Here is a 25118-nt window from a genome sequence, read left to right on the forward strand (position 1 = left end):
CTCAAATGGTCGCCCCGCCGTCCACCACCAGCGCCTGTCCGGTCATGAAGCTGCCGGCCTTGGAGGCGAGATAGACCGCCGCCCCGGCCAGCTCGTCCGGCTCGCCGATCCGGCGTAGCGGGACGGCGGTCGTGGCGCGCTTCAGGGTCTCGGGGTTCTCCCAAAGCGCCCGGGCGAAGTCGGTCTTGATCAGGCCCGGCGCGATGCAGTTGACCCGCACGTTGTCCGGCCCGAACTCGTGCGCCAGGTTGCGGGCCAGCTGGAAGTCGGCGGCCTTGGAGATGTTGTAGGCCCCGATGATGGCGTTGCCGCGCAGGCCGCCGATCGACGAGACGATGATGATCGCGCCGTCTTTCCGTTCCCGCATCTCCGGCGCGACCATGCCGATCAGCCAGTGATTGCTGATGATGTTGTTGTCCAGGATCTTGCGGAACTGGTCATCGCTGATCCCGGCCAGCGGACCATAGTAGGGATTGCTGGCGGCGTTGCAGACGCAGATGTCGACCTGGCCGAAGACCTTGCGAGTCTGGTCGACGAGGTGCTGGAGATCCTCTTTCGAGGCGATATTGGCCGGAACCGCGATGGCCGTCCCCGGTCCGTGTTTGGCGTTGAGCGCGGCGGCGACCTCCTCGCACGGTTCCAGCTTGCGCGAGGAGATCACCACCTTGGCCCCGTGCTCGGCCATCCGCTCGGCGATCGCCTTGCCGATGCCGCGCGAGGACCCGGTGATGACCGCCACCTTGCCGGTCAGGTCGAAGAGGTTCATCGCGCCACCCTAAACGTTTGTTTGAATTTGACATCAAACTGGCGGCAAGGCGGCGATGGGTCAAGCACTCCTGTTATCCCGGCTCTGGGGCGGCGCCGCGGCCGGGAAGACAGGGAACGGGCGATCCTAGTCCAGGAACCCCGTGATGATCGCCGTGGTCGCGGCGGGTTGTTCCTCCATCACCCAGTGCCCGGAGTCGGGCAGCACCTTGGCCGTTACGTCGCTGGCCACGAAGCGCAGCACCTCGGCCTGGCGCTCGCCGAACGAGTGGTCGGCGCCGACCGCCAGCACCGGCATGGGCAGCTTGCCCTTGGCGGCGAAGGCCTGGTTGTCGACGGCGTCCTGAGTGAAGGCCTTGAACTGCTCGAAGGCCGAATGCATCGCGCCGGGGCGGGCGTAGAGCGCCGCATAGTGCTGGCGGGTTCCTTCCGTGATCGAGGCCGGCTTGAACGACAGCTCGTTGTAGAAACGGTCCAGATAGATGCGCTCGCGGCCGGCGACCAGACGCTCCATGTCCGGACCGCGGAAGTTGAAGTGCCACAGCATCGGCAGCTTCAGGATCTCGTCCCAGGGGCCGATGCCCGGCAGCGGAGCGTCGATCACCACCCACCTGGTGATGCGGTCGGGATGCTCGGCGGCCAGGGCGTAGCCGACCATGTTGCCGATGTCGTGGGTGACCAGCTGGGCCTTCTGGACCTTCAGGGCGTCCATCACCGCGGCGATGTCCTCGCCTTGCGTCTTCTTGTCGTAGCCGCCTTCCGGATGGGCCGACAGACCCATGCCGCGCAGGTCGGGCACGATGACCGTGTGGGTCTTGGCCAGCTCCCTGGCCGCCGGCGCCCACATGTCGCCGGTGTCGGCGAAGCCGTGCAGCAGCACCACCGCCGGACCCGTTCCGCCGACGCGGACGTGCAGGGTCGTGCCGTTGGCGGCGATGTCGCTGGCCTTGAAGCCGGCGGGGAACGGCTCGACCGCGTGGGCCGAGGTCGTGGCGAACAGGGTCGAGACAGTCAGGGCGGCGAGCGCGCCCGCGAGCTTGCGGGTCATGGTCTTATCCTTGGCGGGTCGGACCGTCCGACCGTCGAAGGCAAGCATCCGTCTTTCGGACCCGCGCCTCTGTGCTGGAGCCGCCGGGATTTGGCGAATTCAACCACGGAACATCGTTCTTTGGAATTTTTAGCGACCGATGTCGGGACGCCTGGATCGCGCCCGTCCTTGCGGCGAGACTTCGGATCAACAGGAGACGCTCAATGCCGCTCGACACCGCCCACGCCGCCGACTTCCCCGCTGACCGCGAACTCGTCCTTGAACGGATCATCGATGCGCCGCGCGAGAAGCTCTACGCGTGCTGGACCACGCCGGAGCTGATGCCGCGGTGGTTCTGCCCCAAGCCCTGGACCGTCTCCAATGTGCGCATGGATGTCCGCACCGGCGGCAACACCTATCTGGAGATGAACGGGCCGAACGGCGAGGTCGTGCCGCAGCCGGGCGTCTATCTGGAAGTGATCCCCAACGAGAAGATCGTCTTCACCGACGCCTTCACCGAAACCTGGAAGCCCTCGACCAAGCCGTTCATGGTGGCCACCGTCACCTTCGAGGACCTGGGCGACGGCAAGACCCGCTACCGCGCCGTGGCCCGCCACTGGACCGCCGAGGATAAGGCCGCCCACGAGCAGATGGGTTTCCACGAAGGCTGGGGGATCGTGGCGGATCAGCTGGCGGCACTGGCGGCGACGCTCTGACGCCCTGTCACGAGCACTTCGTCCACCCGCTCATATCCAGGTGGAAGTGGTCGCGGTGCTCGGCGTTGTAGTCCGGGCTCAGCGTGGTCAGGAACACCCGGCAGGCGCCGTCGCGCACCCGCCGCAGGAACTGGCCGCGCGGGCCCGGATCGGTCCAGTCCGACGCCACGCTGACGACCTGGCCGTCGGTCAGCCTAAAACCGGCGATGTCGATGGCGGCGGCGCGGGCGTGCTCGCTGACCGGCCCATCCTTCTGGCCGTACATCCGCCGGCAGGCATAGCTGCCATAGTGCTCGATGCCGGCCACACCCTGGCCCAGCAGTTCGTCGGCGGCCGGCTGCACCACCTGGCGCTCCCAGATGGTCAGGGCCAGGGCTTCCTTACAGACCAGCGGCGCCTCGGCCGGCTCCAGCCTGGCCAGGCCCGACCGCAACAGGACCGCGTCGCGCAGTTCGCAGAACTCGCCCTCGGTGCGTTCGGGGACCTCGGCATAGACAACCCCGGCCTTGGCGATGATCCCGCGACACAGCTTGGGGTCGGCCCCGGCCCGCGCCGCCTTGACCCGGGTGGCCAGGCCCACGGGGTCGACGACGCTGAGCGGCTTCCACGGCAGGTGCTGGTCGGGAATCTTCCGCTCGGCCACGAAGGTCATCAGCAGCACGATCAGCCACAGGATGACGAGGCCGGCGTAACGGGCCAGGCGCGCCCGATGACGGACCTCGTGCTCGATGCGCGGATTGTGCGGAACGCGATAGCGCATGGAACTGGGAAAGCGCCCCGAAGGAAAAGGTTAACGCCGGTCACCAAGCACGACCAAGGCGACGGGTTCAACCGTCGAGGTTCTCCGGACTTGGCTATGACGCGGAAAAAGGCCATGTGCCCGGCATGAACACGCCCGCCTCTTCCGGGCGCCTGGTCGACAAGACCCTGGCGCCGCGCTTCGCCCTGCTGTGCCTGGGCATCTGGCTGAACGCCGCCGACACCCTGGTGACGGCGACGATCATGCCCAGCGTCGCCAACGAGATCGGCGGCTACCAGTATTTCGGCTGGTCGGTGGCGGCCTATCTGACCGGCTCGATCGTCGCCGGGGCCTGTTCGGGCAAGCTTTCCATGGCGCTGGGCCTGCGCACCGCCACGGCCTTGACGGGCCTCGTCTACGCCATCGGCTGCGCGATGAGCGCCCTGGCGCCGGAGTTCGTCACCTTCATTCTGGGCCGCCTGATCCAGGGCCTGGGCGCGGGCGCGGTCGTGGCCCTCTGCTACGTCGCCATCACCGCCCTTTTCCCCGAAAGCCTGTGGCCGCGGGTCTATGGCGCGGTGGCGGGGATCTGGGGCGCGGCGACCCTGCTGGGCCCGCTGCTGGGCGGCCTGTTCGCCGCCGCCGGCTTCTGGCGTGGAGCGTTCTGGCTGTTCGTGGTCCAGGCGATCATCTTCGTCGGCGCGGTGATGGTCATGCTGCCGGCCGACAAGAACGAAAAGGGTCAGAGCCGCATTCCCAGCCTGCAGCTCTTCCTGCTGGTGGTCGGCGTCAGCCTGATCGGCGCGGCCGGCGTCGTGGCCTCGCCGCGATGGGCGATCGGCCTGGCGATCGGCGGCGTCCTTGGCATGGCCGCCATGCTGGCCGCCAACGCCAGGACCCACCACCGCCTGCTGCCCCGCACGGCGGCCGACCTGCGCACCGCCACGGGCCTCGGCTTGCTGACCATCTTCGCCTGCGAGGCGGCGGTGATCGGCTTCACGGTCTATGGCCCGGCTTTCATCCAGGTCATCCACCACGCCTCGCCCCTGACGGCGGGCTACGTCACCGGCGCGATCGCGGCCGGCTGGACCCTCTGCGCCATGCTGGTCGGCCACACCCCGGCCGAGAAGGACGGTCGCCTGGTCCGCCTCGGGGCTGGGGTAATCCTGCTCGGCGCCGCCCTCTCGGCCTGGGCCGTGCCGCGCGGAACCTTGATGGAGATCGCCGCCGCCTTTTGCGTTCTCGGCGCCGGCTTTGGCCTCTGCCACGCCTTCATCGCCCGCCGCGCCATCGCCGCCGTCCCGGCCGAGGAACAGGCCACGGCTTCCGGCGCCGTCCCCACCGCCCAGCTGATCGGCGGCGCCGTCGGCTCAGCCGGCGCCGGCGCTATCGCCAATGTTCTCGGCTTCAGCCACGGCGTGGATCTGGCTCTGGCCCCGACCAACGGCCTGGTGCTGTTCGGCGCATTCCTGCCGCTGGCCGTGGTCGGGTTTGTCGCGGCCTGGCGGCTGGGGCGGAGCTAAACCCGCTCCAGCGCCGTCGCTTCCACCAACCGCACCACATCGCCCATGATCTCGGTGATCTTGAAGTCCTTGGGCGTGTAGATCCGCGCCACGCCCATCTGCTTGAGGATCAGGGCGTCGGCGTCGGGGATGATGCCGCCGACCACGACGGGGATATCGCCCAGGCCCTCGGCGCGCATCACGCGGATGACCTCCTGCACCAGGTCCAGGTGCGAGCCCGACAGGATCGACAGGCCGACCACGTGAGCGCGGCTTTCCTTGGCGCGGCGGACGATCTCTTCGGGCGTCGAGCGGATGCCATCATAGACCACCTCCATGCCGCAGGCGCGGGCGCGGGTGGCGATCTGCTCGGCGCCATTGGAGTGGCCGTCCAGGCCCGGCTTGCCGACCAGGTAGGTGAGCGTGCGGCCCAGCAGTTGCGAGACGCGCTCGACCTCGGCCTTCACCGCCTCGACATCCTCGGCCTCGCCGGTCGAGACCACCACCGCCACGCCGGTCGGGCCGCGATATTCGCCGAACACTTCACGAAGAGCCCCGGCCCACTCGCCGGTGGTGACGCCGGCCTTGGCGGCGACGATCGAGGGCTCCATGACGTTGCGGCCGTCGCGGGCGGCGGCCTGCAGGTCGGCCAGCGCCGCTTGCACGGCGCCGTCATCGCGGGCCTCGCGCCAGGCCTTGAGGCGGGCGACCACATCGGCCTCCAGGCGCGGGTCGACCGTCTCGATCGAGCTCTCCCCGGCCGACAGCGGCGAGACCTCGGTGTCCGTCCAGCGGTTGACGCCCACGACGGTCAGGTCGCCGGTCTCGACCGAGCGCACCCGCCTGGCGTTCGACCCGACCAGCTCGGTCTTCATGTAGTCGATCGCGCTCGCAGCCCCGCCCATCGCGTCGATCAGGGCCAGCTGCTCCAGCGCCCCCTTCGACAGCTCGGCGACCTTGGCCTCGACCACGTGTGAGCCGTCGAACAGGTCCTCGTATTCCAGCAGGTCGGTCTCGTAGGCCAGCACCTGTTGCAGCCGCAGCGACCACTGCTGGTCGAACGGGCGCGGCAGGCCCAGGGCCTCGTTCCAGGCCGGCAGCTGCAGGGCCCGGCAACGGGCGTCCTTGCTGAGCGTGACGGCCAGGGCCTCGATCAGGATGCGGTAGACGTTGTTCTCGGGCTGCTGCTCGGTCAGGCCCAGACTGTTGACCTGCACCCCGTAGCGGAAGCGGCGGGCCTTCTTGTCCTGCACGCCGTAGCGTTCCAGCAGGATCTGGTCCCAGAGCTTGGTGAAGCTGCGCATCTTGCACAGCTCGGTGACGAACCGCACGCCGGCGTTGACGAAGAAGCTGATCCGCGAGGCGACGATCTCGAAGTCCTCGTCGGGCACCTGGCCGCCGGCCTTGACCGTGTCGAGCACCGAAATGGCGGTGGCCAGGGCGAAGGCCAGCTCCTGCTCCGGCGTCGCGCCCGCCTCCTGCAGGTGGTAGCTGCAGACGTTCATCGGGTTCCACTTGGGAACCTCGCGATAGCACCAGGCGATCATGTCGCCGATCAGCCGCAGGCTCGGGCCTGGCGGGAAGATGTAGGTGCCGCGCGACAGATACTCCTTGATCAGATCATTCTGCGTCGTGCCCTGCAGCAGGGCCCGATCCGCCCCCTGCTCGTCGGCCAGCGCCACGTACATCGCCAGCAGCCAGGCGGCCGGGGCGTTGATGGTCATGGAGGTGTTCATCTTCTCCAGCGGGATTTCGCTGAAGAGCTGGCGCATGTCGCCCAGATGGCTGATCGGCACGCCGACCTTGCCGACCTCGCCCCGCGCCAGGATGTGGTCGGGGTCGTAGCCGGTCTGGGTGGGCAGGTCGAAGGCCACCGACAGCCCCGTCTGGCCGCGCGCCAGATTGGCCCGATAGAGCGCGTTGGACTTCTCCGCCGTCGAGTGACCGGCATAGGTGCGGAAGATCCACGGCGGATCGGGCGCATGCTGGTACGGCGTCGAGGACATGGCGGGCTCCCGGGGACGGCTCTGGCGGCCTTACTTACCGGTGATCATGAGCCGGGATTTGCTGCGACGCAATATGGCGTTCGCGGGTGCGAACCAAGAGCTTCGAGATCAACCTTAAGGCGTTCATCAACGACCCCACCTACCAAACACCTTGTCGTCCGTTAGGCTTAGCCCTAGCATCCGACGTCGTAGGGGAGCGTAGAATGACTGAAGTGTCTGTCGGTAACGATCCGCGCAATGGCGTCAAACGTAAGGTTGGCGCTGCTCTGGGGATCGGGATATTCTTACTGCCTTGGATTTTCGCGTGGTTTCTTCTACGCAGAGGCTACAGTATCGTCGCCAGGGTGATTTCCTTTGGCTGGATGGCGATCATCATCCTTTTCATCATTGGCAGCAGTCATCCTGCTCCAGCGACAACAGCCGACGCTCCGCCAGCGGCCGCGACGGCGGAACGGCCCACGACCGCAAAGCAGGCGACCAGGAAATCGGCCGCAGCATCACCGGCTAAGGCAACGGAGACCGCGCCCGAAGCGACGTCCAGACTGACCTCCGCGCAAAGGAATGCCGTCCGATCCGCAAACCAGTACCTCAGGATGACCGGTTTCTCGCGGGAAGGCCTGATCGAGCAGCTCTCATCAAGCGCCGGCGAGGGTTATGATCTCGCCGACGCTACCGTGGCCGTGGATAGCCTCGACGTCGATTGGAATGAGAACGCGGTTAGATCCGCCAAGCAATACCTCAGTATGTCCGGGTTTTCCTGCAAGGGCCTGATCGAGCAACTGTCCTCTTCCGCAGGGGAAAAATACACAGTGAGCCAGGCCACTTTCGGCGCGCGGCAGGCCGGGGCCTGCTCGTGACGAAGTTCAGCGGCCACTGAACACCGCAGGCCGCTTGCCCATGAACGCCGATCGCGCCTCCGCGTGATCGGCGGACGCCGCCAACCCCGGAATCTCGGCCTCCGTCGTCGACACACCCGACGCCACCCGCTTGGTCGCCTGCACGGCCAGCGGCGCGCGGGAGGCGATGACCCCCGCCATCGCCAGCGCCGCGTCCAGCAACCCCTCCGCCGGATGGATCTCCGCCGCCACCCCGTCCGCCAGCGCCCGCGCGGCGTCGAAGGGCGCGCCGGTCAGCAGGTGGGGCTTGGCGCGGCTTTCGCCGATCAGGCGCGTCAGGCGCTCGGCCGAGGCGGTCAGCCCCATCCGCACCGCCGAGCAGGCGAAGCTGGCGCGGTCGCTGGCCAGGCGGATGTCGGCGGCCAGGGCCAGCTCCAGCCCGCCGCCGATGCACCAGCCATCCACCGCCGCGATCACCGGGACGCGGCAGGCGAGGACGCGGTCGCACATGGCCAGGAAGTGCAGGATCGCGGCGCTCTGCGTCGGGACGTCGCGCGACAGCGACTCGGCCAGATCGTCTCCGGTGCAGAACGCGCCGTTGCGGCCGGTCAGCACCACGACGCGCACCGCCCGGTCGGCCTCGATGGCGGCGAAGGCCTCCAGCAGCCGCGCCCGCTCGGCCATGGCCAGGACGTTGGCCGGCGCGGTGTCCAGCTCGACGAGGGCGATCGCGGGGTACGGATGCGACAGGTGGATCATGCCGCCACCGTGGCCCGGCGCGCCGGAGCCGGCAACCTTCCCCAACGCGATGCTGCGACGCACAAGATTCCGCTTGCCAGTTTCAAACAGTTGTCTCAGCCTTGCTCGGGAGACCCGAAAACAAGCGGGCGCGCATAGCCGAGTTTGGCCCTCATGCGTTGTTGCAGCGCGAAAGACGGCCAAGGAATGGGGAGTGGAGATGACGACCGCGACGCTCGAGACGTCTGAAACGCCGGTCCTGAAGGACCTCTACGAGATCGGCGAGATCCCGCCGGCCTTCCATGTCCCGAAGACCATGTACGCCTGGAGCATCCGCAAGGAGCGCCACGGCAAGCCGACCCAGGCCATGCAGGTCGAGGTCGTGCCCACGTGGGAGATCGGCGAGGACGAGGTGCTGGTCCTCGTGATGGCCGCCGGCGTCAACTACAACGGCGTCTGGGCCGCCCTGGGCGAGCCGATCAGCGTGCTGGACGCCCACAAGCAGCCCTATCACATCGCCGGCTCCGACGCCTCGGGCATCGTCTGGGCGGTGGGCAAGAAGGTCAAGCGCTGGAAGCTGGGCGATGAGGTCGTCATCCACTGCAACCAGGACGACGGCGACGACGAGGAGTGCAACGGCGGCGACCCGATGTTCTCGCCCAGCCAGCGCATCTGGGGCTACGAGACGCCGGACGGCAGCTTCGCCCAGTTCTGCCGGGTGCAGTCGCGCCAGCTGATGCCGCGCCCCAAGCACCTGACCTGGGAAGAGAGCGCCTGCTACACCCTGACCCTGGCCACCGCCTACCGCATGCTGTTCGGCCACAAGCCGCATGAGCTGAAACCCGGCCAGAACGTGCTGGTCTGGGGCGCGTCGGGCGGGCTGGGCGTCTTCGCCGTGCAGCTGGCCGCCGTGGCCGGCGCCAACGCCATCGGAGTGGTCTCGTCCGAGGACAAGCGCGAGTTCGTGCTGTCGATGGGCGCCAAGGCGGTGCTGAACCGCAACGAGTTCAACTGCTGGGGCCAGCTGCCCAAGGTCAACGGCCCCGAGTTCACCGACTACATGAAGGAGAGCCGCAAGTTCGGGAAGGCGATCTGGCAGATCACCGGCAACCGCGACGTGGACCTGGTGTTCGAGCACCCGGGCGAGGCGACGTTCCCGGTCTCGGTGTTCGTGGTCAAGCGCGGCGGCATGGTCGCCATCTGCGCCGGCACCAGCGGCTTCAACCTGACCATGGACGCCCGCTTCCTGTGGATGCGCCAGAAGCGCGTGCAGGGCAGCCACTTCGCCAACCTGATGCAGGCCTCGGCGGCCAACCAGCTGGTCATCGACCGCCGCGTCGACCCGTGCCTGTCGGAGGTCTTCCCCTGGAACGACATCCCCGCCGCCCACGAGAAGATGCTGGCCAACCAGCACCTGCCGGGGAACATGGCCGTGCTGGTCTGCGCGCAGCGGCCGGGCCTGCGGACGTTCGAAGAGGTGCAGGAGCTGAGCGAAGGGGCGGCCTGACCTCAAGGCTCCCCAACGGCGCCATTGCCAGCCGCGCCCGCCCGACGCACAGTCGCCTCCAACAAGTGTTCGGCCAAAGCGCCTGGGGAGTGACGAATGGGTGTCGGGGGTAAGGTCGCGCTGACGGCCGTGGGTCTGGTCCTGGCCGTGACGGCCGTGGTCGCGGTGCGGACCGCCACCTTCAAGGCGCCGGCCGTGGTGGATCCCGCCAGCGTCAAGCTGGCCGCCGCGCGTCCGGTGGACGTCAACAAGGTCGCCGGCCACCTGGCGCAGGCCGTCCGCTTCCAGACCATCAGCCACCAGGACAGGGCCGAGGACCAGCCGGCCGAGTGGGACAAGCTGCACGCCTGGCTGCAGGCGACCTATCCGGAGGCCCACAAGGTCATGACCCGCGAGGTCGTGGCCGAGCACACCCTGGTCTACACCTGGCCCGGCTCGAACCCGGCCTTGCCGCCGATCGTGCTGATGGCCCACCAGGACGTGGTGCCGGTCACCCCGGGCAGCGAGGGCGCCTGGACCCATCCGCCGTTCGACGGCGTGGTGGCCGACGGCGCGGTCTGGGGCCGGGGCTCGATCGACGACAAGGGCTCTCTGGTCACCCTGTTCGAGGCGATCGACGCGGTGGCCGCCAGCGGCTTCAAGCCCATGCGCACCGTCATCGTGGTCAGCGGCCATGACGAGGAGGTGCGCGGGGTCGGGGCCCGCGCCGCCGCGGCGCTGCTGAAGTCGCGCAACATCAAGGCCCAGTTCGTGCTGGACGAGGGCATGGCCGTGGTCGCCGACCATCCTGTCACCGGCAAGCCCGCCGCCATCATCGGCACGGCCGAGAAGGGCTATGGCACCATGAAGGTCGTGGCCCCCGCGGTCGGCGGCCACTCCTCGGCCCCGCCGGCCGACGGCGGCGGCGTCGTCACCCTGGCCAAGGCGGTGCAGGCGATCGACGAGCACCAGGCCCCGATGAAGTTCCAGGGCCCCGGCGCCGACATGCTGAAGGCCATCGCCCCGCACGCTTCGCCCGTGGTCAAGGTCTTCGCGGCCAACACCTGGCTGTTCGCGCCGCTGCTGGTGAAGGTCACGGCCAAGACGCCCGCGGGCGCGGCCATGCTGCACACCACCATCGCCCCGACCATGCTGAAGGGCTCGCCCAAGGAAAACGTCCTGCCGCAGGACGCCACCGCCTGGATCAACTACCGCATCGCGCCGGGCGACAGCTCGGCCAAGGTGATGGCGCGGGCCAAGGACGCCGTGGGCAAGCTGCCGGTCGAGCTCAGCTGGACCAAGACCGACGAGCCCTCGCCGATCTCCTCGACCAGCTCCGACGCCTGGAAGACCCTGGCGGGCCTAGCCGCCGACGAGAGCAAGGCTCCGGTGGTGCCGGGCCTGGTCACCGCCGGCACCGACAGCCGCTACCTGACCGGCGTGGCCAGCGACGTCTACCGCTTCCAGCCGCTGGTGCTGAAGGTCGACGAGACCAAGATCATCCACGGCACCGACGAACACATCAGCCTGGACAATGTCGGGCGAATGGTGCGCTTCTATCAGCGCCTGGTGGAGACCGCCGCGTCGCGGTGAGCCCGTCGGGCGGGGCGTGAGTTCGGGGGAATTCGGTTGGGCGCGCCTGGCGGTGGGAGACCGTCCAGGCTTCTGGCTGACGCTTTTCTGAGTCCAAGCACGGATGTCGCAATCGGCTGCGACACTGCGCCTCAAGTTACAGCGTTCACCCAAGCCCGCTAGAAGCCCTCGCATGCCCGACGACGTTCCGCTCCTGAAGGCCAAGCCCGGCGCCAGTCCAGCCAAGCAGCCCCTTGGCGACAAGTTCGGCGAAGGCTTCGTCTGGGACGCCTGGTACGTCGCCGCCCTGTCGCCCGACCTCAAGCCGGGCAGGATGGAGAAGCGGGAGTATCTGGCCGAGCCGGTGCTGCTGGGCCGCACCCGGGCGGGCGAAGTCTACGCCATTCGCGACATCTGTCCCCATCGCGCCGCTGCTCTCTCAGCGGGCCGCGTCCACCGCGAGGCCGACGGGACCGACAGCGTCGAGTGCCCCTATCACGGCTGGCGCTTCGGGCCGGACGGCGCGTGCAAGTCGATCCCCTCCCTGACCGCCGACAGCGACTTCGACATCTCCAAGGTGCGGGTGCGCAAGTATCCGACCGTCGAGCAGCAGGGCATGGTCTGGATCTGGATGTCGTCGGACCCCCGCTTCGACGGAACGCCGCCGGAGCCGCCGCCGACCATCCCCGGGATCGTGGGCGGCAAGCCCAAGCTGGTCGACCATCTGGACTACGACATCCATATCGACCACGCCGTGCTGGGCCTGATCGACCCGGCCCATGGCCCGTTCGTCCATCAGCAATGGTGGTGGCGGACCAAGACCAGCCAGCACGAGAAGAAGAAGACCTTCAGCCCGTCCGAGGCCGGCTTCACCATGGTGCGGCATGAGCCGTCCAAGAACTCCAAGGCCTACGCCATCCTGGGCGGCGAGCCGCTGACCGAGATCACCTTCCGCCTGCCGGGGTTGCGCTGGGAGCATGTAACGGTCGGCGACAAGCAGGTGCTGGCCCTGTCGGCCATGACGCCGATCAACGCCGGCCAGACCCGGATGAACCAGATCATGTGGTCGGATCACTGGGCCTTCACGGCGCTCTATCCGATCATCCGCGTGGCCGCCCGCGCCTTCCTGCGCCAGGACGGCGCCATCGTCGCGGCTCAGACGCCGGGGCTGCGACAGAACCCGCCGCTGATGTGGGTGGGCGACGCCGACCAGCAGGCCCGCTGGTACCACCAGTGCAAGCGCGAGTGGGCCGCCAGCCGGAAAGAGGGCCGGGCGTTCGTCAATCCGGTGAAGGATCAGACGCTGCGGTGGCGGACGTAGCCTACCCCGCCCGCCCCTAAACCCCCGTTTCCCCGGCGAAGGCCGGGGCCCAGATACAGCCTGAGCGTCTGGGTGATCGCGCCAACGGCCTCATGTATCCCTCGCTTACTCGTGGGTTCGATCTGGGCCCCGGCCTTCGCCGGGGAAACGGAGATGGGGAGTGCGATGAGTCTGACGATCTACCGCCACCGCCTCCTCACCAGCCTCCGCACCCTGCCGTCCCCGCGCGGCTGGCTGTTCTGCCTCGCCGTCTCCGCCGCCACCCTGGCGATGATGATGGTCATCGGCTTCGTCACCGGCCTCTACCGGCTCCAGCCGACCGAACCGGGCCTCGCCCTGCGGATGCTGGTGGTGTTCCTCGTCCCCGCCCTCGGCGAGGAGATCCCCTTCCGGGGTATGCTGACCCCCGGCCCCAACGAAAGCGCCCGGCCGAGGCTGGAGATCGCCGTTTCCACCAGCCTCTACACGCTCTGGCACGTGGTCGAGGCGGTCACCTTCCTGAAGTCCGCCGCCCCGATCTTCCTTCGCCCCGACTTCCTGCTGTGCTGCGCCGTGCTGGGTCTGGGCTGCGCGATCATGCGCCACAGGACCGGCTCGATCTGGCCAGCGGTGATCCTGCACTGGGCGCTGGTGGTAGCTTGGCAGACCTGGCTGGGCGGGGTCAGCGCCCTCTCGTAGCGCGCACGAAAAAGCCCGTCCGGTCATGGGGGCGACCGAACGGGCTCTCCTCGAAGGCGCGGCCAGAGGGACGGAGCGGACGCGCCCCGAAACGCTAGGCCTGGTTAGGCGCGGTAGACGTAGGCGCTGGAGACGTAGCCGACGCCGACGCCGTTCTGGCCAACCAGGATCCACTTGCCGTCGCCGGTGCGGCCCAGGGCCTGGAAGGTCTCACCCGAGGCGACCGCGCCCAGGCGTTCACCGCGGGTCGAGGCGGCGGCGCGCAGGTTCAGGGTCGAACGGGCGACGTACTTGCCCTTGGTCGCGATCAGCGGAGCGGCCTGGACGGTCTGGGCGTAGCGATAGCCGCCCGACTTGTAGATGCCGCCGACCTCCTGGGCCGCGTCCTTCTTCTGCATGCCGCAGCCGACCGCCGAACCGGCGCCCGCGCCGACCACGGCGCCGATGGCCGTGCCCGTGCCGCGATCGCCCTTGCCGGCGATCTTGTTGCCGGCGACCGCGCCCAGCAGGCCGCCCAGCACCGCGCCGACCTCCTGCTTGGAGCCCGAGGCCTTGCAGCCGACGACGCCGGCGCTGGCTTGCGGGGCGGCGGCCAGCGACAGAGCGGTGGCGGCGGCACCCAGGGTCAGGGCGATGGTCTTGATCGTCTTTTGGGTGGTGATGGTCATGGTCTCATGTCCCTTTGAAGGTGTCTGGGGTCAGCAACCCCGTGAGACAGACCATGACAGGGCGAAGCTGAACGGTTGCGCGGACGGCTTCAGCAGATTTCGTTCATGTTGAAAAATGTTCCGGGAGGGGGCTTCGGGCCGCCATGGCGGAGGTCCGCCAGGGGTGCTACAGGCCCGCCCGCGATGGCTCAGGCAGTTGAGAAAAGCGGGCGATGATTCAACCGGGCGCGACGTTCAAGGACAACCTTCGGCGATTGCCGCCCATCGACGGCGTACGGCGCATCGACCTCGTCGACGCCAACGGCGCCGTGGTCGCCAGCATCGAGAACCGACCGGGCCAGCAAGGCTCCCTGGCCGTCTATCAGTATCTGAAGCAGCGCTTCGGCGCCCTGGACGCGCGGGCGGCCGAACAGGGCCTGATCGTGTTCGCCGAGCACACGGCGGATGCGCGCGAGCGCCCGGGCGCGCACCCGAATGTCGACCGCCTGCTGGCGATCGCCGCCGGCGGCGCTCCGCTGGATATCGACGTCATCGCCGTCGGCGGCTGAACGGGCTTACACCCCCAGCGCGTACGGCCCGCTCTTGTCCAGCGCCGCCGTCCAGGCCGGGCGAGCGTGCATCCGCTCGATCCAGGCGGCCATGTGCGGGTATTCCGGAAGCTTGCCCATGGCCTTGGCGACCTCCGGTACGAAGCTCATCTGGATGTCGGCGCCGGTCAGGGTCTCGCCGACGAAATATTCGCGCGCCGCCAGGTGGTCGTTGACGAACGCCAGGTGGTTGGCGATCTCGCCCTGGATGCGCGGGTGCAGCGGCGCGCCGGCCTCGCCCAGGCGGCCGACATACATGTTGAGCATCAGCGGCAGCATGGCCGAGCCCTCGGCATAATGCAGCCACTGCTGGTAGCGGTCGTAGTCGGCGCTGGCCGGATCGGGGGCCAGGCGCCCCTCGGCATGACGGCGGATGACGTAGTCGATGATCGCGCCGGACTCGATGATCGTGAGATCCCCCCCATTTGCTTGATTGGCAACGATCACCGGCGACTTGCCCAGCGGATGGATATCCGTCAGCGACGGCGGCGCCAGGCGGGTCTTGGGGTCACGGGTGTGGAAGACGATCTCGTAAGGGAGGTTCAACTCCTCAAGCAGCCACAGGATCCGCTGCGAGCGCGACTCGTTCAGGTGGTGGACCGTCAGCATGGTTTCTTCCCCGTTTTTTGAACCGCATGTTGCGCTGCGGCATTGCTCGCAGATGCGAAAGGCGTCAGGGTGAAAGAAAACAACTGTTTGGCGCAGGGGAGCAAGCCATGACCGATACGGTCAGCCGGAACACGACTGATACCTTGATCCTGCCGGGCCTGATCGGCCTGCTGCGCGAGGCCGCCGACGCGGCCCAGCTGTTCGTGGCCGAGGCCAAGCCGCAGGTGCTGGCCCACATCGCGCCCGACGGCGGGAAAATCGACCGCAGGCTGGCCGACGTCCACCAGCACCGAGTCCATGGCTATGGCTGGTACGCCGCCTATGCCGAGCTTCTGAACCAGGTCGCCGGCTGGGCCGAGCGCCTCCAGGATGAAGGCCGGTTCGGCGAGATCGAGGCCCTGCTGGCCCAACTGCTGTTCAGCGAATATTGCGCCCAACTGGTCGGCGGCGTGCCGATGAACCAGGGCGAGATCGTCCGCCCGGCCCATCTGGTCGAAGACCGGGCCGTGCTGAACCGGCTCTACTCCAACGGCCTGATGAAGCTGATGGTCGAGGGCGGCACGCAGGCCGTGAAGACCCGTATCGCCCAGCGCCTGGCCGAGGCGCGCGGCCGCCCGACGCTGGAGCATACCGGTCTCGAAGAGACCTTCGAGATGATCCGCGACCAGTTCCACGCCTTCGCCGAGGAAAAGGTCACCCCCTTCGCCCACGAATGGCACCTGAAGGACCAGCTGATCCCGATCGAGCTGGTGGAAGAGCTGGGCGCCCTGGGCGTGTTCGGCCTGACCATCCCCGAGGAATATGGCGGCTCGGGCATGGGCAAGACCGCCATGTGCGTGGTCTCCGAGGAACTGTCGCGCGCCTGGATCGGCGTCGGCTCGCTGGCCACCCGCTCGGAGATCGCCGGCGAGCTGATCCTGACCGGCGGCACGGAAGAGCAGAAGCAGTACTGGCTGCCCCGCATCGCCAGCGCCGAGATCCTGCCGACCGCCGTCTTCACCGAGCCGAACACCGGCTCGGATCTCGGGTCCCTGCGCACCCGCGCGACGCTGGATGGCGAGAACTACGTCGTGACCGGGAACAAGACCTGGATCACCCACGCCGCCCGCGCCGACGTCATGACCCTGCTGGTCCGCACCGACCCAGCCACCACCGACTATCGCGGCCTCTCCATGCTGCTGGCCCCCAAGCCGCGGGGCGTCGAGGGCGACGACTTCCCCGCCCAGGGCATGAGCGGCGGCGAGATCGGGGTGATCGGCTATCGCGGCATGAAGGAATATGAGCTCGCCTTCGACGGCTTCACCGTCCCGGCCGAGAACCTGCTCGGCGGCGTCCCGGGCCAGGGCTTCAAGCAGCTGATGGCGACGTTCGAGAGCGCCCGCATCCAGACCGCCGCCCGCGCCGTCGGCGTCGCGCAGGCGGCGCTGGAGACCGGCCTCGGCTATGCGCTCGACCGCCAGCAGTTCGGCCAGGCGATCTTCGAGTTTCCGCGCGTGGCCAACAAGCTGGCCATGATGGCGGCCGAGATCATGGGCGTGCGCCAGCTGACCTACTACGCCGCCCGCCAGAAGGACGAAGGCAAGCGTTGCGACCTCGAGGCCGGCATGGCCAAGCTGATCGCCGCCCGCGTGGCCTGGGCGGCGGCGGATAACGCCCTGCAGATCCACGGCGGCAACGGCTTCGCCATGGAATATGCGGCGAGCCGCCTGCTGGCCGATGCCCGGATCCTCAACATCTTCGAGGGCGCGGGCGAGATTCAGGCCCAGGTGATCGCGCGACGGCTTCTGGATGGCGGGAACTGAGGCTTGTCCATAGGCCGAGGCTCAGCTTAGCCTCGCGCCCTCAAACAAGGACGTCTCCATGATCGCCACGACACGACGCACCGCCCTCGTCTCCGCGCTCGCGACCGGGGGTCTGGCGGCGTTCGGGAACCGGGCCCTTGCCCAAGGAATTGGCGCCCAGGACACCGGCGCGGTCGGCGCGGCGGTCGACAAGTTCGCCCAGGAGGTCATGGCCGCCTTCCCCGATCAGCCGGGCCTGGGCGTCACGGTGGTGGAGAACGGCAAGGTCACCCTGGCCAAGGGCTATGGCGTCAAGCGCCTGGGGGCCCGGGACAAGGTCGGCGAGAACACCGCCTTCGGCATCGCCTCCAACACCAAGGCCATGACCGCCGCCTTGATCGCCATGCTGGTCGAGGAAGGCAAGCTGGAGTGGGACGCGCCGGTCACCAAATACATGCCGTCGTTCCAGATGAGCGACCCGGTGGTCACCAAGCTGATGACCGTCCGCGACCTTCTGGTCCACCGCAGCGGGCTTACGCTGGGGGCCGGCGACCTGATGATCTGGCCCTCGCCTACCCACACCCGCGCCGACATCGTGGCGGGGCTGAAGTACCTGCCGATCGGCGGCCAGTTCCGGGGCGGCTACGCCTATGACAACGTGCTGTATGTGGCCGCCGGCGTGCTGATCGAGACCGTCACCGGCCAGAAGTGGGAAGAGGTCATCAAGACCCGGATCTTCCAGCCGCTGGCCATGAACGACACCGTCTCGAGCCCGGCCCTGGTCGACCGCGCCCGCCGCGCCGAGCCGCACTGCCGCCTGGGCCCGCCCGTGCGGGGCCTGGGGCCGCAGACCGTGCTGCCGTTCGACGGCAGCTTCGACGCGGCGGGTCCGGCCGGCGGGGTCAATTCCACGCCCAAGGACATCGCCCAGTGGCTGATGGTCCAGCTGGGCCTTGGCCTCTCGCCCAACGGCAAGCGCCTGTGGAGCGAGGCTTCGGCCAGGGAGATGTGGAAGCCGCAGACCATCACCACTTCGACCGATGGTCCGATCACGGAGAACCCGGTCCGTCCGTCGATCCAAGCCTACGCCCTGGGCTGGTTCGTGCAGGATCATCGCGGCGAGCGCCTGTTGTGGCACACCGGCGGCCTGGCCGGCTTCATCTCCTACACGGGCCTGCTGCCGGGCCGGAAATCCGGCATCATGGTCATGACCAACGCCGAGGAGAACCCGGTCCTGCGCTCCATGCGCTACGGCGGGCCGGACCGCCTGCAGGGCCGTGACGACTTTGACTGGATCGCCTCGTCCAAGCGTGTCCAGGCCCAGGCCGACGCCGATACGATCAAGGACGCGGCCAAGGCCACGACGCCATCGTCCGGCGCCAAGCCCAGCCTGCCGCTGGCCGCCTACGCCGGGATCTATCGCGACCCTTGGTACGGCACGGTGACGATTACGGTGGTCGGCCCAACCAAGGGAAAAGGGGGCAAGAAGCAGGGCCTGCACGTCGCCTTCGACAAGACCCCGCTCCTGAAGGGCAAGCTGGAGGTGTTCGACGGCGAGACCTTTAAGACGGTCTTCGACGACCGCACCCAGGAGGACGCCTTCCTCACCTTCGACCTCAAGGACGGCAAGGTGGTCTCGGCCCTGGTCAAGGCGGTCTCGCCGCTGGCCGACTTCAGCTTCGACTACCAGGACCTGCGGCTGACCAAGGAAGGCTAACCCCGTTCAGGGCGCCGCATCCCTTCGAACATCGCCTGGTAGGCCGTCAGCTGGCGGCCTTCCTCGATCTCGTCCGGGGTCTCCGCGCGGATGCTGGTTGTCACGACGATATCCTGGCCGGTCGGCAGACGCACCACGCCGGTCTGGTTGGGCAGGAGTTCGATCGAGCCAGTCTGGTCGGGCCGGAAGCCCCGGCCCAGGCTGACCGTGACCAGCAGGCGCTCGCCCTGCTGGACGACGCTGGTGAACAGCGAATAGCGGCTGCCGCCCCGCTCATAAGCGCCCTTGCGATAGAGCCGCTGCGAGCCGAAGGCGGTGAAGTCGGCCCACAGGTGGGCGCCGTCCGGCGCGACGCCGCTGGCCACCACCCGCACCGCCGAGCCGGGCTGCACCTGCGAACGGTCGGCCACGGCGCGGATGATCCGTACACGACGCATCCGCATCGGCGGTTCGATCGCGATCGGCGACGGCTCGGCCACCGGCTCCAGGATCGGCTCGGTGACAGCGACTTGCGCGGGGCGCGCGACGGGACGATGCGGCGCGGCCTTGGGCGCGGGCGGCGCGACCGGAGCGCTGACCGGACGGGGCGCTCGCGGCGGAGCCTCGACGACGCGCGGCGGGTCGAAGGCCATCACCACCTCCGGCGGCCGCGAGGCCCAGACGGCCGCGGCGGCACCCGCGACCAGCAGGGCGATACACGAAAGGCCCGCCAGGCGGCGGAAGCGCGTGGGCGTCGGGCGCGACAGCAGCCGTACGCGCTGGGCCAGCGGATGGGTCGCCCAGTGGCAACCCAGCGGCAGCGGCCGGGCGGCCAGCTGGGTCTTCAGCATCGCCTCGGCATAGGCGCGGCGCGCCTTCGGATAGGCGGCGACCACGCCGGCGTCACAGGCCAGTTCCTGGTCGATGCGCAGCCAGCGGCCCATCACATGGACGGCCGGGTTGAACCAGTTGATGCAGGTCGCCAGCGCCACCAGGGCGTTGACCGGCGGGTCGCGGCGCTGGAGGTGGGCGTGCTCGTGGGCCAGCACCACCTCGCGCTCGCGCGGGGTGTAGCGGCCCTCGAAGTCGTCGGGAACCACCACGCGCGGCCGCAGCACGCCGATCACCGCCGGCCCGGCCTTCCCCGCCTTCGCCGCGCGGGTGAACTGGAGCTGGTTCCAGGCCAGCCAGGCCAGGCTGGCGATCACGCCCAGCAGCCACAGCCCCGCCAGATAGGGTCGGATGTCGACCGGAGCATTGGCCAAGGTCATTCCGGACATGACCGAGGTCTGCCCCGCCTCGACCGACGCCGCCGGAACCCGGACCGTCAGCACCCGCGCGGGGAGCAGCATGGCCAGCACGGCCAACACCGGCAGGCTCCACAGACCATACGCCACTCGCGCCCCGAACAGCCGCCGCGCCGGCAGGCGCAGGACCATCACCGCCGCGACCGCGACGGCCAGGGCGAGGTTCATGTCCAGCAGGTCGGCGAACAGCTCAGCCATCGTCCTCGATGTCCGCGATCAGGTCCTTCAGCAGCTTGACGTCCTTAGCCGTCAACGCCCGGTGCTGCGCGAAGTGTGCGACCAAGGGCGCTACCTCGCCGCCGAAAAGCCGGTCGACCAGGTTCTGGCTCTCGGACTGCACGTAGTCATCGCGCGACACCAGCGGCCGATAGAGATAGCCGCCCGCCTCACGCGCCCCGGCGATCGCGCCCTTCTTCAGGAGGCGGGTGATCAGGGTCTTTACCGTGCCCGGCGCCCAGTCGTGGGCCACGCCCACTTCGGCGACGACGCCCTCGGGCGTCAACGGACCGCGGCGCCACAGCGCCTCCATGATCTGGCTCTCGGCGCCCGAAATCCGCATGCGCCCAACTCCATTACCGAAAGTACATTTGTATTCTACGGCAAAATACAGCTGTATCCTAGCCAAGTCCGTCGCTGACGCCAACGACCTAAGGGGAAATTTCAAGTGCCTACCGTCTGGATCGCGCTCGCCGCCCAAGCCGCCGCCGCGGCCTCTCCCGCCGCGCAACCGCCCGTTTCCCAGGCGCCGGCCGCGAAGTCCCCCGCCGCCGAGGCCGCCAACGGCGTCAGCGCCGTGACCATCACCGCCGACGCTCCGGCGGTGCGCACATCGATCGATCGCCGCAGCTACAGCGTCTCGGGCGATCTGGCCGCCCAGTCCGGCGGCATCGCCGACGCCCTGCGCAACGTCCCCTCGGTCGAGGTCGACGTGCAGGGCAATGTGAGCATGCGCGGCGATCCCAACGTCACCATCCTGATCGACGGCAAGCCCTCGGGCCTGTTCCAGGGCGACGGTCGCGGCCAGGCGCTGCAGCAGATGCCGGCCGAGCGCATCGACCGCGTCGAGGTGATCACCAACCCCTCGGCCGAGTTCCGCGCCGACGGCACGGGCGGGGTCATCAATCTGATCACCAAGAAGGCCAAGGGCGCGGGCCGGACCAGCTCGATCCGCCTCACGGGCGGCGACCACGGCCGCAACGGCCTTTCGGGGAATATCGGTTACAACAGCGGCAAGCTGTCGGCCGCCGGCGACATCAACTATCGCCGCGACGTCTTCGACCAGGTCGACTACGAGCGCCGCCAGCAGGCCAATCTCGACAGCGAAACCCAGGGGACCACCGACTTCGACATCGACGGCGTCACCGGCCAGGCCACGGTCGACTACGACGTCTCCGACAAGCTGCGGATCGGCGGCGAGGCGCGGCTGTCGCGCTTCAACCTGGCGCTCGACAGCGCCGCCGACACCACGCGCGAGGACGCCAATGGAGCGCTCATCCAGGCCTATCGGCGCGATATGACGCTCCGCCAGCGCCGCGACAACGCCGCGATCGTCGGCAGTCTGCGCCGCAAGTTCGACGGCGAGGGCCACGAGCTGTCGCTGAGGCTCAGCTACGACGTCACCGACGACAACCGCACGCGCACGGGCCACACCTCGGCGACCGCGCCGGCGGCGTCCAGCGCCTACGACCAGCAGCGGCTGGGCTACGACACCCGCCAGACCGACCTCAAGGGCGACTATGTCCGGCCGATGGGTCCGGGCCAGACGCTGAAGCTGGGCTTTGATCTGCAGTTCGACGACAACGTCTATGACAATGTCGGCCTGCGCGGCGGCGCGCTGAGCGGCCTCGCGATCGATCCCGGCCTGACCAACACGTTCTTCTACGAACAGCAGCTGAGCCAGGCCTATGTCACTTACGAGCGCCCGCTCGGCGACCTGACGATGCTGGCCGGCCTGCGCTACGAGCAGTCGAAGCTGGATCTGACCTCGACCGGCCGCAAGGACGACAACGACACCACCCGGCTGATGCCCAGCCTGCACCTGTCGTACAAGCTGAACGACCAGCAGAAGCTGACCGCCAGCTACAGCGAGCGGCTGCAGCGTCCCGGTCCGTTCGACCTCAATCCCGCGCCGTTCCTGCTGGACCCACTGAACTACCGGATCGGCAATCCGAACCTGAAGCCCCAGCAGACCCACTCGTTCGAGCTTGGCTGGCAATACCGCAAGGCGCCGATGATGGCCCTGGCGACTTTGTTCTACCGCGAGAACGACAAGGTGGTCACCGACGTGGTCACCGACCGGGGCGGCGGCGTCTTCGTCACCACCAAGGCCAATGTCGCCCAGACCCGCAACGGCGGCCTTGAGCTGGTCCTGAACGGCAAGCTGACGCCCAAGCTGACCTATAACCTCAGCAGCACCCTGTTCTGGGCGCAGTTGGACGGCTCGAACCTGGGTTTCACCGACAAACGCACCGGCACGACGGCCCAGGGCCGCGCCAGCCTGAGCTGGCAGGCCACGCCCAAGGATCTTCTGCAGGTCAACGGCTTCCTGGTCGGCAAGCGCCTGACGCCGCAAGGCTACGCCAAGCCGTTCGCGGGCATAGACCTCGGCTACCGCCGCAAGATCAGCGAGCAGCTGTCGCTTCTGGTCTCCGTCCAGGACGCCCTCGGCCTCTACCGCGACAAGCAGGTGATCGACACCCCGTCGCTGAAGAGCCTGGTGGTCCGCGATCCCGACGCCCGCAATATCCGCATCACCCTGGCCTGGACCTTCGGAACGGGCAAGGGACGCAAGGATCCCGGCTTCGAGTTCCAGAACCCGGGGGCGGGACCGCAGTAGGAAAAAAGGAGTGTTCAGCGCCAGCTGAGCGCGGCCTGTTGCACGGTCGGCGTCTGGGCCAGGCTCACGACGTCGGCGCCGTCGAGGCGGCAGTGGCCCCGGCCCTCGGCGCCCATCACGCACTCCACCCGTCGGGCGAAGACCGCGGCCATCAGGACCTTGCGGTCGATCGATGCGCCGCCGCCCAGGCGCACCAGCACCCAGTCCGACGGCTCGGGGCCCAAGGCCACGCAGATTACGCCAGCGGCGGGAACCTCGAGCACCGGCCCGGCGATGGTGTCTCCCGCCGCCGCCCGCGCCGAACAAGCCAGGGCCGGCGTCGCGGCCAGAACCGCGACCATCAGCGGAAGGGCGAAAGAGACGGCGGACGAGATCGGGACACGCATGCCGACGCTCCTGGGTGGCGCGTTAACAATTCCCAGACGGACGCCCTGTTCCGGATGATCTGGATCAAAAAAACGCCCTTTACCGTGGCTTCCACCCCTCGGCGATCACCGCGATCTGCTTGTCCATGACCGCCGACATCTCGGCCGCCGGCATGTTCCCGCCAGCCGCGGCGGCCATGCGGTAGTTCCAGGCGTACGAGGCCTTCAGGGTGTCGATGATCAGGCGCAGATCCAGGTCGCCCCGCACCTCGCCCTTGCGCACGCCCTCTTCCAGGACGTCGAGCAGCATCTGGGACAGGCGCGGATTGCGGCCGTAGGGCGTGACGCCCGGATCGTTGTTCGGATTGTACGAGGCGGCGATGTGAGCCAGGAACAGCTTCACCCGCCGGGTCTCGAACTCGTAGTGGATAGCGAAGATCGAGCACAGCTTGTCGGCGGTGCCGCCGCGCAGGAGCGGCGCCACGCGGTCGAGCTCGGCATAGAGCTCGGCCAGCCGGTGGTTCATCACATGGCTCAGCACCTCGGCCTTGGAGGCGAAGGTGGTGAACACGCTCCCGACGGAGACCCCCGCGCGCTCAGCAATGGCGCGGATCGTCGTCTCATCGTAGCCGACCTCATTGAAGAGGTCCCTGGCGGCCTCAAGCACCCGTTCCCGGGTCGCCGCCTTCTGATCATCTCTTACGCCCACGCACGTCCCCCTCGAACACGCTAGCGTCGCTGTGACAAAGGCGCTCCGTTCCCCCGAACGGAGCGCCCAGTTTCGTTCGTCAGGCGCGAGCGCCCGCGAAGATCACCTTCAGTTGATCCGAAAGCCGCGCCAGCAGAGCTTCCACCGACCAACCGTCGTAGACGGCGCGACGATAGTTGGCGACATACACGTCCCAGCTCATTTCAGCCAAGAGTTTGACGTCGATATCTTTCTTCAACTGGCCCTGATCGATGGCCCGTTGCAGAGCGTCGGCGATCAGATGGAACAGGTGCTTGATATCGCCGCGCGCGCGACGCTCGGCGGCTTCCGACCGGGTCCAGGACACCGCGATGCTGGCGCGCAGCAGCGGCAGTTGCTCGACGTGGAAGCCGTAGGCGACGCCGAACAGGCCCAGCAGGGCTTCGTCGACCGTCTTGGCGTTGCGCGAGGCCTGGATCATCTGGGCGTAGATGACCTCGTAGTCGGCGGTCAGGATCTCTTCGAACAGCTCCGACTTGTCGGCGAAGCTGGCGAACACGGCGCCGGTCGACATGCCGGCGACCTGGGCGATATCCCTGATCGTCGCGCCTTCATAGCCGCGCTCGCTGAACAGACTCCGGGCGGCGGCCAGGACGCGTTCGCGGGTCCGCTGCTTGGCCAGGGCCCGGCGGGTCAGCTTCACCGGAGAGTCGGTGGCGGACTCGATATTAACGGACACAAAGCTCATGCGGCGGCCTCCAGGCGGGCGAGAGCGGCTTCAGCGCGCTTCTCGAACTCAATGCAGTACTCATCGACGACGTTCTGAAGGACGTCGGCGTAACGGCGGGCCAGCTGACGGCCATCCTGCGCGGCGTCGCGCAGGTCGGTGATCAGTTGGCGGACTTCGGCCATGGCTTCTTCGCGATCGGACGCGGAGAGCGCAGCGTTGGTCGAGAGCAGAGCGCTCTGGGCCATTGCAGGTAACTCCTACCCCCGCTGGGGTGAGTGAAAGGCGTTGAACGATCCGCGGTGGGGGAGGTTGATCATGTTCAACGAACGCACACTGAAAAATAGGAAGCGGGCGCAATAACGCTAGGGGGAGGCTATTGCAACCGCAAAAGCGAACTCAAATCGCCGGACAAAGGCGTATGGTATAGATATGGGAGCGCTCTCAGAGCGTCACTGCGACAAATTC

24 protein-coding genes are annotated in these 25118 nt (G+C 68.2%); 11 read left to right on the plus strand and 13 right to left on the minus strand.

Annotated elements, in window-relative coordinates; all coding sequences use genetic code 11:
* Position 1 precedes the first annotated feature (1 nt).
* Entirely contained in the window at positions 2–766 is a 765-nt protein-coding gene (locus tag AC1RJ9_RS12440; RefSeq protein ID WP_492837191.1) for an SDR family oxidoreductase, read from the minus strand.
* Between the two features lie 126 nt (positions 767–892).
* Entirely contained in the window at positions 893–1813 is a 921-nt protein-coding gene (locus AC1RJ9_RS12445) for an alpha/beta fold hydrolase (RefSeq protein ID WP_492837192.1), read from the minus strand.
* Positions 1814–2016: 203 nt separating this feature from the next.
* Between AC1RJ9_RS12445 and AC1RJ9_RS12450 the strand changes: the two genes are divergently transcribed.
* Entirely contained in the window at positions 2017–2508 is a 492-nt protein-coding gene (locus AC1RJ9_RS12450) for an SRPBCC family protein (protein ID WP_492837193.1), read from the plus strand.
* A 7-nt stretch (positions 2509–2515) separates the two neighbouring features.
* On the opposite strand, the gene AC1RJ9_RS12455 is transcribed toward AC1RJ9_RS12450, so the two are convergent.
* Positions 2516–3268 (minus strand): extensin-like domain-containing protein, encoded by a 753-nt coding sequence (locus AC1RJ9_RS12455; RefSeq protein ID WP_492837194.1) that lies wholly within the window; start codon positions 3266–3268, stop codon positions 2516–2518.
* 125 nt (positions 3269–3393) lie between these two features.
* Between AC1RJ9_RS12455 and AC1RJ9_RS12460 the strand changes: the two genes are divergently transcribed.
* Positions 3394–4770, plus strand: coding sequence for an MFS transporter (locus AC1RJ9_RS12460; protein WP_492837195.1), 1377 nt, complete (start codon positions 3394–3396; stop codon positions 4768–4770).
* Here the strand turns inward: AC1RJ9_RS12460 and AC1RJ9_RS12465 are convergent.
* Positions 4767–6755, minus strand: a complete 1989-nt coding sequence (locus AC1RJ9_RS12465) for a methylmalonyl-CoA mutase family protein (protein WP_492837196.1) — start codon at positions 6753–6755, stop codon at positions 4767–4769. The genes AC1RJ9_RS12460 and AC1RJ9_RS12465 overlap by 4 nt on opposite strands.
* 203 nt (positions 6756–6958) lie before the next feature.
* Here AC1RJ9_RS12465 and AC1RJ9_RS12470 point away from each other — a divergent pair, with 203 nt between their 5' ends.
* Positions 6959–7612 (plus strand): Ltp family lipoprotein, encoded by a 654-nt coding sequence (locus AC1RJ9_RS12470; RefSeq protein ID WP_492837197.1) that lies wholly within the window; start codon positions 6959–6961, stop codon positions 7610–7612.
* A gap of 6 nt (positions 7613–7618) precedes the next feature.
* On the opposite strand, the gene AC1RJ9_RS12475 is transcribed toward AC1RJ9_RS12470, so the two are convergent.
* The gene (locus AC1RJ9_RS12475) at positions 7619–8350 is read right to left on the minus strand and encodes an enoyl-CoA hydratase/isomerase family protein (RefSeq protein WP_492837198.1); all 732 of its coding nucleotides are present in this window, start codon (positions 8348–8350) and stop codon (positions 7619–7621) included.
* A 199-nt stretch (positions 8351–8549) separates the two neighbouring features.
* Between AC1RJ9_RS12475 and ccrA the strand changes: the two genes are divergently transcribed.
* The 4 genes from ccrA (at position 8550) to AC1RJ9_RS12495 (ending at position 13386) form a co-directional block, all read left to right on the plus strand.
* Positions 8550–9836, plus strand: coding sequence for a crotonyl-CoA carboxylase/reductase (ccrA, locus tag AC1RJ9_RS12480; RefSeq protein ID WP_492837199.1), 1287 nt, complete (start codon positions 8550–8552; stop codon positions 9834–9836).
* Positions 9837–9932: 96 nt separating this feature from the next.
* Positions 9933–11408, plus strand: a complete 1476-nt coding sequence (locus tag AC1RJ9_RS12485; RefSeq protein WP_492837200.1) for a M20 family peptidase — start codon at positions 9933–9935, stop codon at positions 11406–11408.
* 172 nt (positions 11409–11580) lie between these two features.
* Positions 11581–12708: a Rieske 2Fe-2S domain-containing protein gene (locus AC1RJ9_RS12490; RefSeq protein ID WP_492837201.1), complete on the plus strand. Its 1128-nt coding sequence runs from the start codon at positions 11581–11583 to the stop codon at positions 12706–12708.
* Positions 12709–12873: 165 nt separating this feature from the next.
* Positions 12874–13386, plus strand: coding sequence for a CPBP family glutamic-type intramembrane protease (locus tag AC1RJ9_RS12495; RefSeq protein WP_492837202.1), 513 nt, complete (start codon positions 12874–12876; stop codon positions 13384–13386).
* Positions 13387–13490: 104 nt separating this feature from the next.
* Here the strand turns inward: AC1RJ9_RS12495 and AC1RJ9_RS12500 are convergent, their stop codons facing one another.
* A complete protein-coding gene (locus AC1RJ9_RS12500) occupies positions 13491–14054 on the minus strand; it encodes an SH3 domain-containing protein (RefSeq protein WP_492837203.1) in 564 nt (187 codons plus the stop codon).
* A 212-nt stretch (positions 14055–14266) separates the two neighbouring features.
* On the opposite strand from AC1RJ9_RS12500, the gene AC1RJ9_RS12505 reads away from it, so the two are divergent.
* A complete protein-coding gene (locus tag AC1RJ9_RS12505; protein WP_492837204.1) occupies positions 14267–14602 on the plus strand; it encodes a DUF2322 family protein in 336 nt (111 codons plus the stop codon).
* A gap of 6 nt (positions 14603–14608) precedes the next feature.
* Here the strand turns inward: AC1RJ9_RS12505 and AC1RJ9_RS12510 are convergent, their stop codons facing one another.
* Entirely contained in the window at positions 14609–15250 is a 642-nt protein-coding gene (locus AC1RJ9_RS12510) for a glutathione S-transferase family protein (RefSeq protein ID WP_492837205.1), read from the minus strand.
* A 107-nt stretch (positions 15251–15357) separates the two neighbouring features.
* Here AC1RJ9_RS12510 and AC1RJ9_RS12515 point away from each other — a divergent pair, with 107 nt between their 5' ends.
* Both AC1RJ9_RS12515 and AC1RJ9_RS12520 read left to right on the plus strand, forming a co-directional pair.
* A complete protein-coding gene (locus AC1RJ9_RS12515) occupies positions 15358–17052 on the plus strand; it encodes an acyl-CoA dehydrogenase family protein (RefSeq protein ID WP_492837206.1) in 1695 nt (564 codons plus the stop codon).
* 58 nt (positions 17053–17110) lie between these two features.
* Positions 17111–18748 (plus strand): serine hydrolase, encoded by a 1638-nt coding sequence (locus tag AC1RJ9_RS12520; protein ID WP_492837207.1) that lies wholly within the window; start codon positions 17111–17113, stop codon positions 18746–18748.
* Here AC1RJ9_RS12520 and AC1RJ9_RS12525 read toward each other — a convergent pair.
* Both AC1RJ9_RS12525 and AC1RJ9_RS12530 read right to left on the minus strand, forming a co-directional pair.
* A complete protein-coding gene (locus AC1RJ9_RS12525) occupies positions 18745–20232 on the minus strand; it encodes a M56 family metallopeptidase (protein WP_492837208.1) in 1488 nt (495 codons plus the stop codon). The genes AC1RJ9_RS12520 and AC1RJ9_RS12525 overlap by 4 nt on opposite strands.
* A complete protein-coding gene (locus tag AC1RJ9_RS12530) occupies positions 20225–20593 on the minus strand; it encodes a BlaI/MecI/CopY family transcriptional regulator (RefSeq protein ID WP_492837209.1) in 369 nt (122 codons plus the stop codon). The genes AC1RJ9_RS12525 and AC1RJ9_RS12530 overlap by 8 nt, the downstream gene beginning before the upstream one ends.
* 105 nt (positions 20594–20698) lie before the next feature.
* Here AC1RJ9_RS12530 and AC1RJ9_RS12535 point away from each other — a divergent pair, with 105 nt between their 5' ends.
* On the plus strand, positions 20699–22870 hold the full coding sequence (locus AC1RJ9_RS12535; RefSeq protein ID WP_492837210.1) for a TonB-dependent receptor domain-containing protein: 2172 nt from the start codon (positions 20699–20701) through the stop codon (positions 22868–22870).
* A gap of 14 nt (positions 22871–22884) precedes the next feature.
* On the opposite strand, the gene AC1RJ9_RS12540 is transcribed toward AC1RJ9_RS12535, so the two are convergent.
* From AC1RJ9_RS12540 to AC1RJ9_RS12555, 4 genes are all read right to left on the minus strand, one after another.
* Complete coding sequence (locus AC1RJ9_RS12540) at positions 22885–23256, minus strand: hypothetical protein (RefSeq protein WP_492837211.1); 372 nt, start codon at positions 23254–23256, stop codon at positions 22885–22887.
* 79 nt (positions 23257–23335) lie between these two features.
* Entirely contained in the window at positions 23336–23944 is a 609-nt protein-coding gene (locus AC1RJ9_RS12545; RefSeq protein WP_492837212.1) for a TetR/AcrR family transcriptional regulator, read from the minus strand.
* Between the two features lie 79 nt (positions 23945–24023).
* Positions 24024–24671 (minus strand): TetR family transcriptional regulator, encoded by a 648-nt coding sequence (locus AC1RJ9_RS12550; protein ID WP_492837213.1) that lies wholly within the window; start codon positions 24669–24671, stop codon positions 24024–24026.
* The gene (locus AC1RJ9_RS12555; protein ID WP_492837214.1) at positions 24668–24898 is read right to left on the minus strand and encodes a CC0731 family SpdR-regulated protein; all 231 of its coding nucleotides are present in this window, start codon (positions 24896–24898) and stop codon (positions 24668–24670) included. Before AC1RJ9_RS12555 ends, AC1RJ9_RS12550 begins: the two co-directional genes overlap by 4 nt.
* Positions 24899–25118 lie beyond the last annotated feature (220 nt).

The sequence above is a fragment of the Caulobacter sp. GW822-FHT07D08 genome (assembly GCF_058798735.1).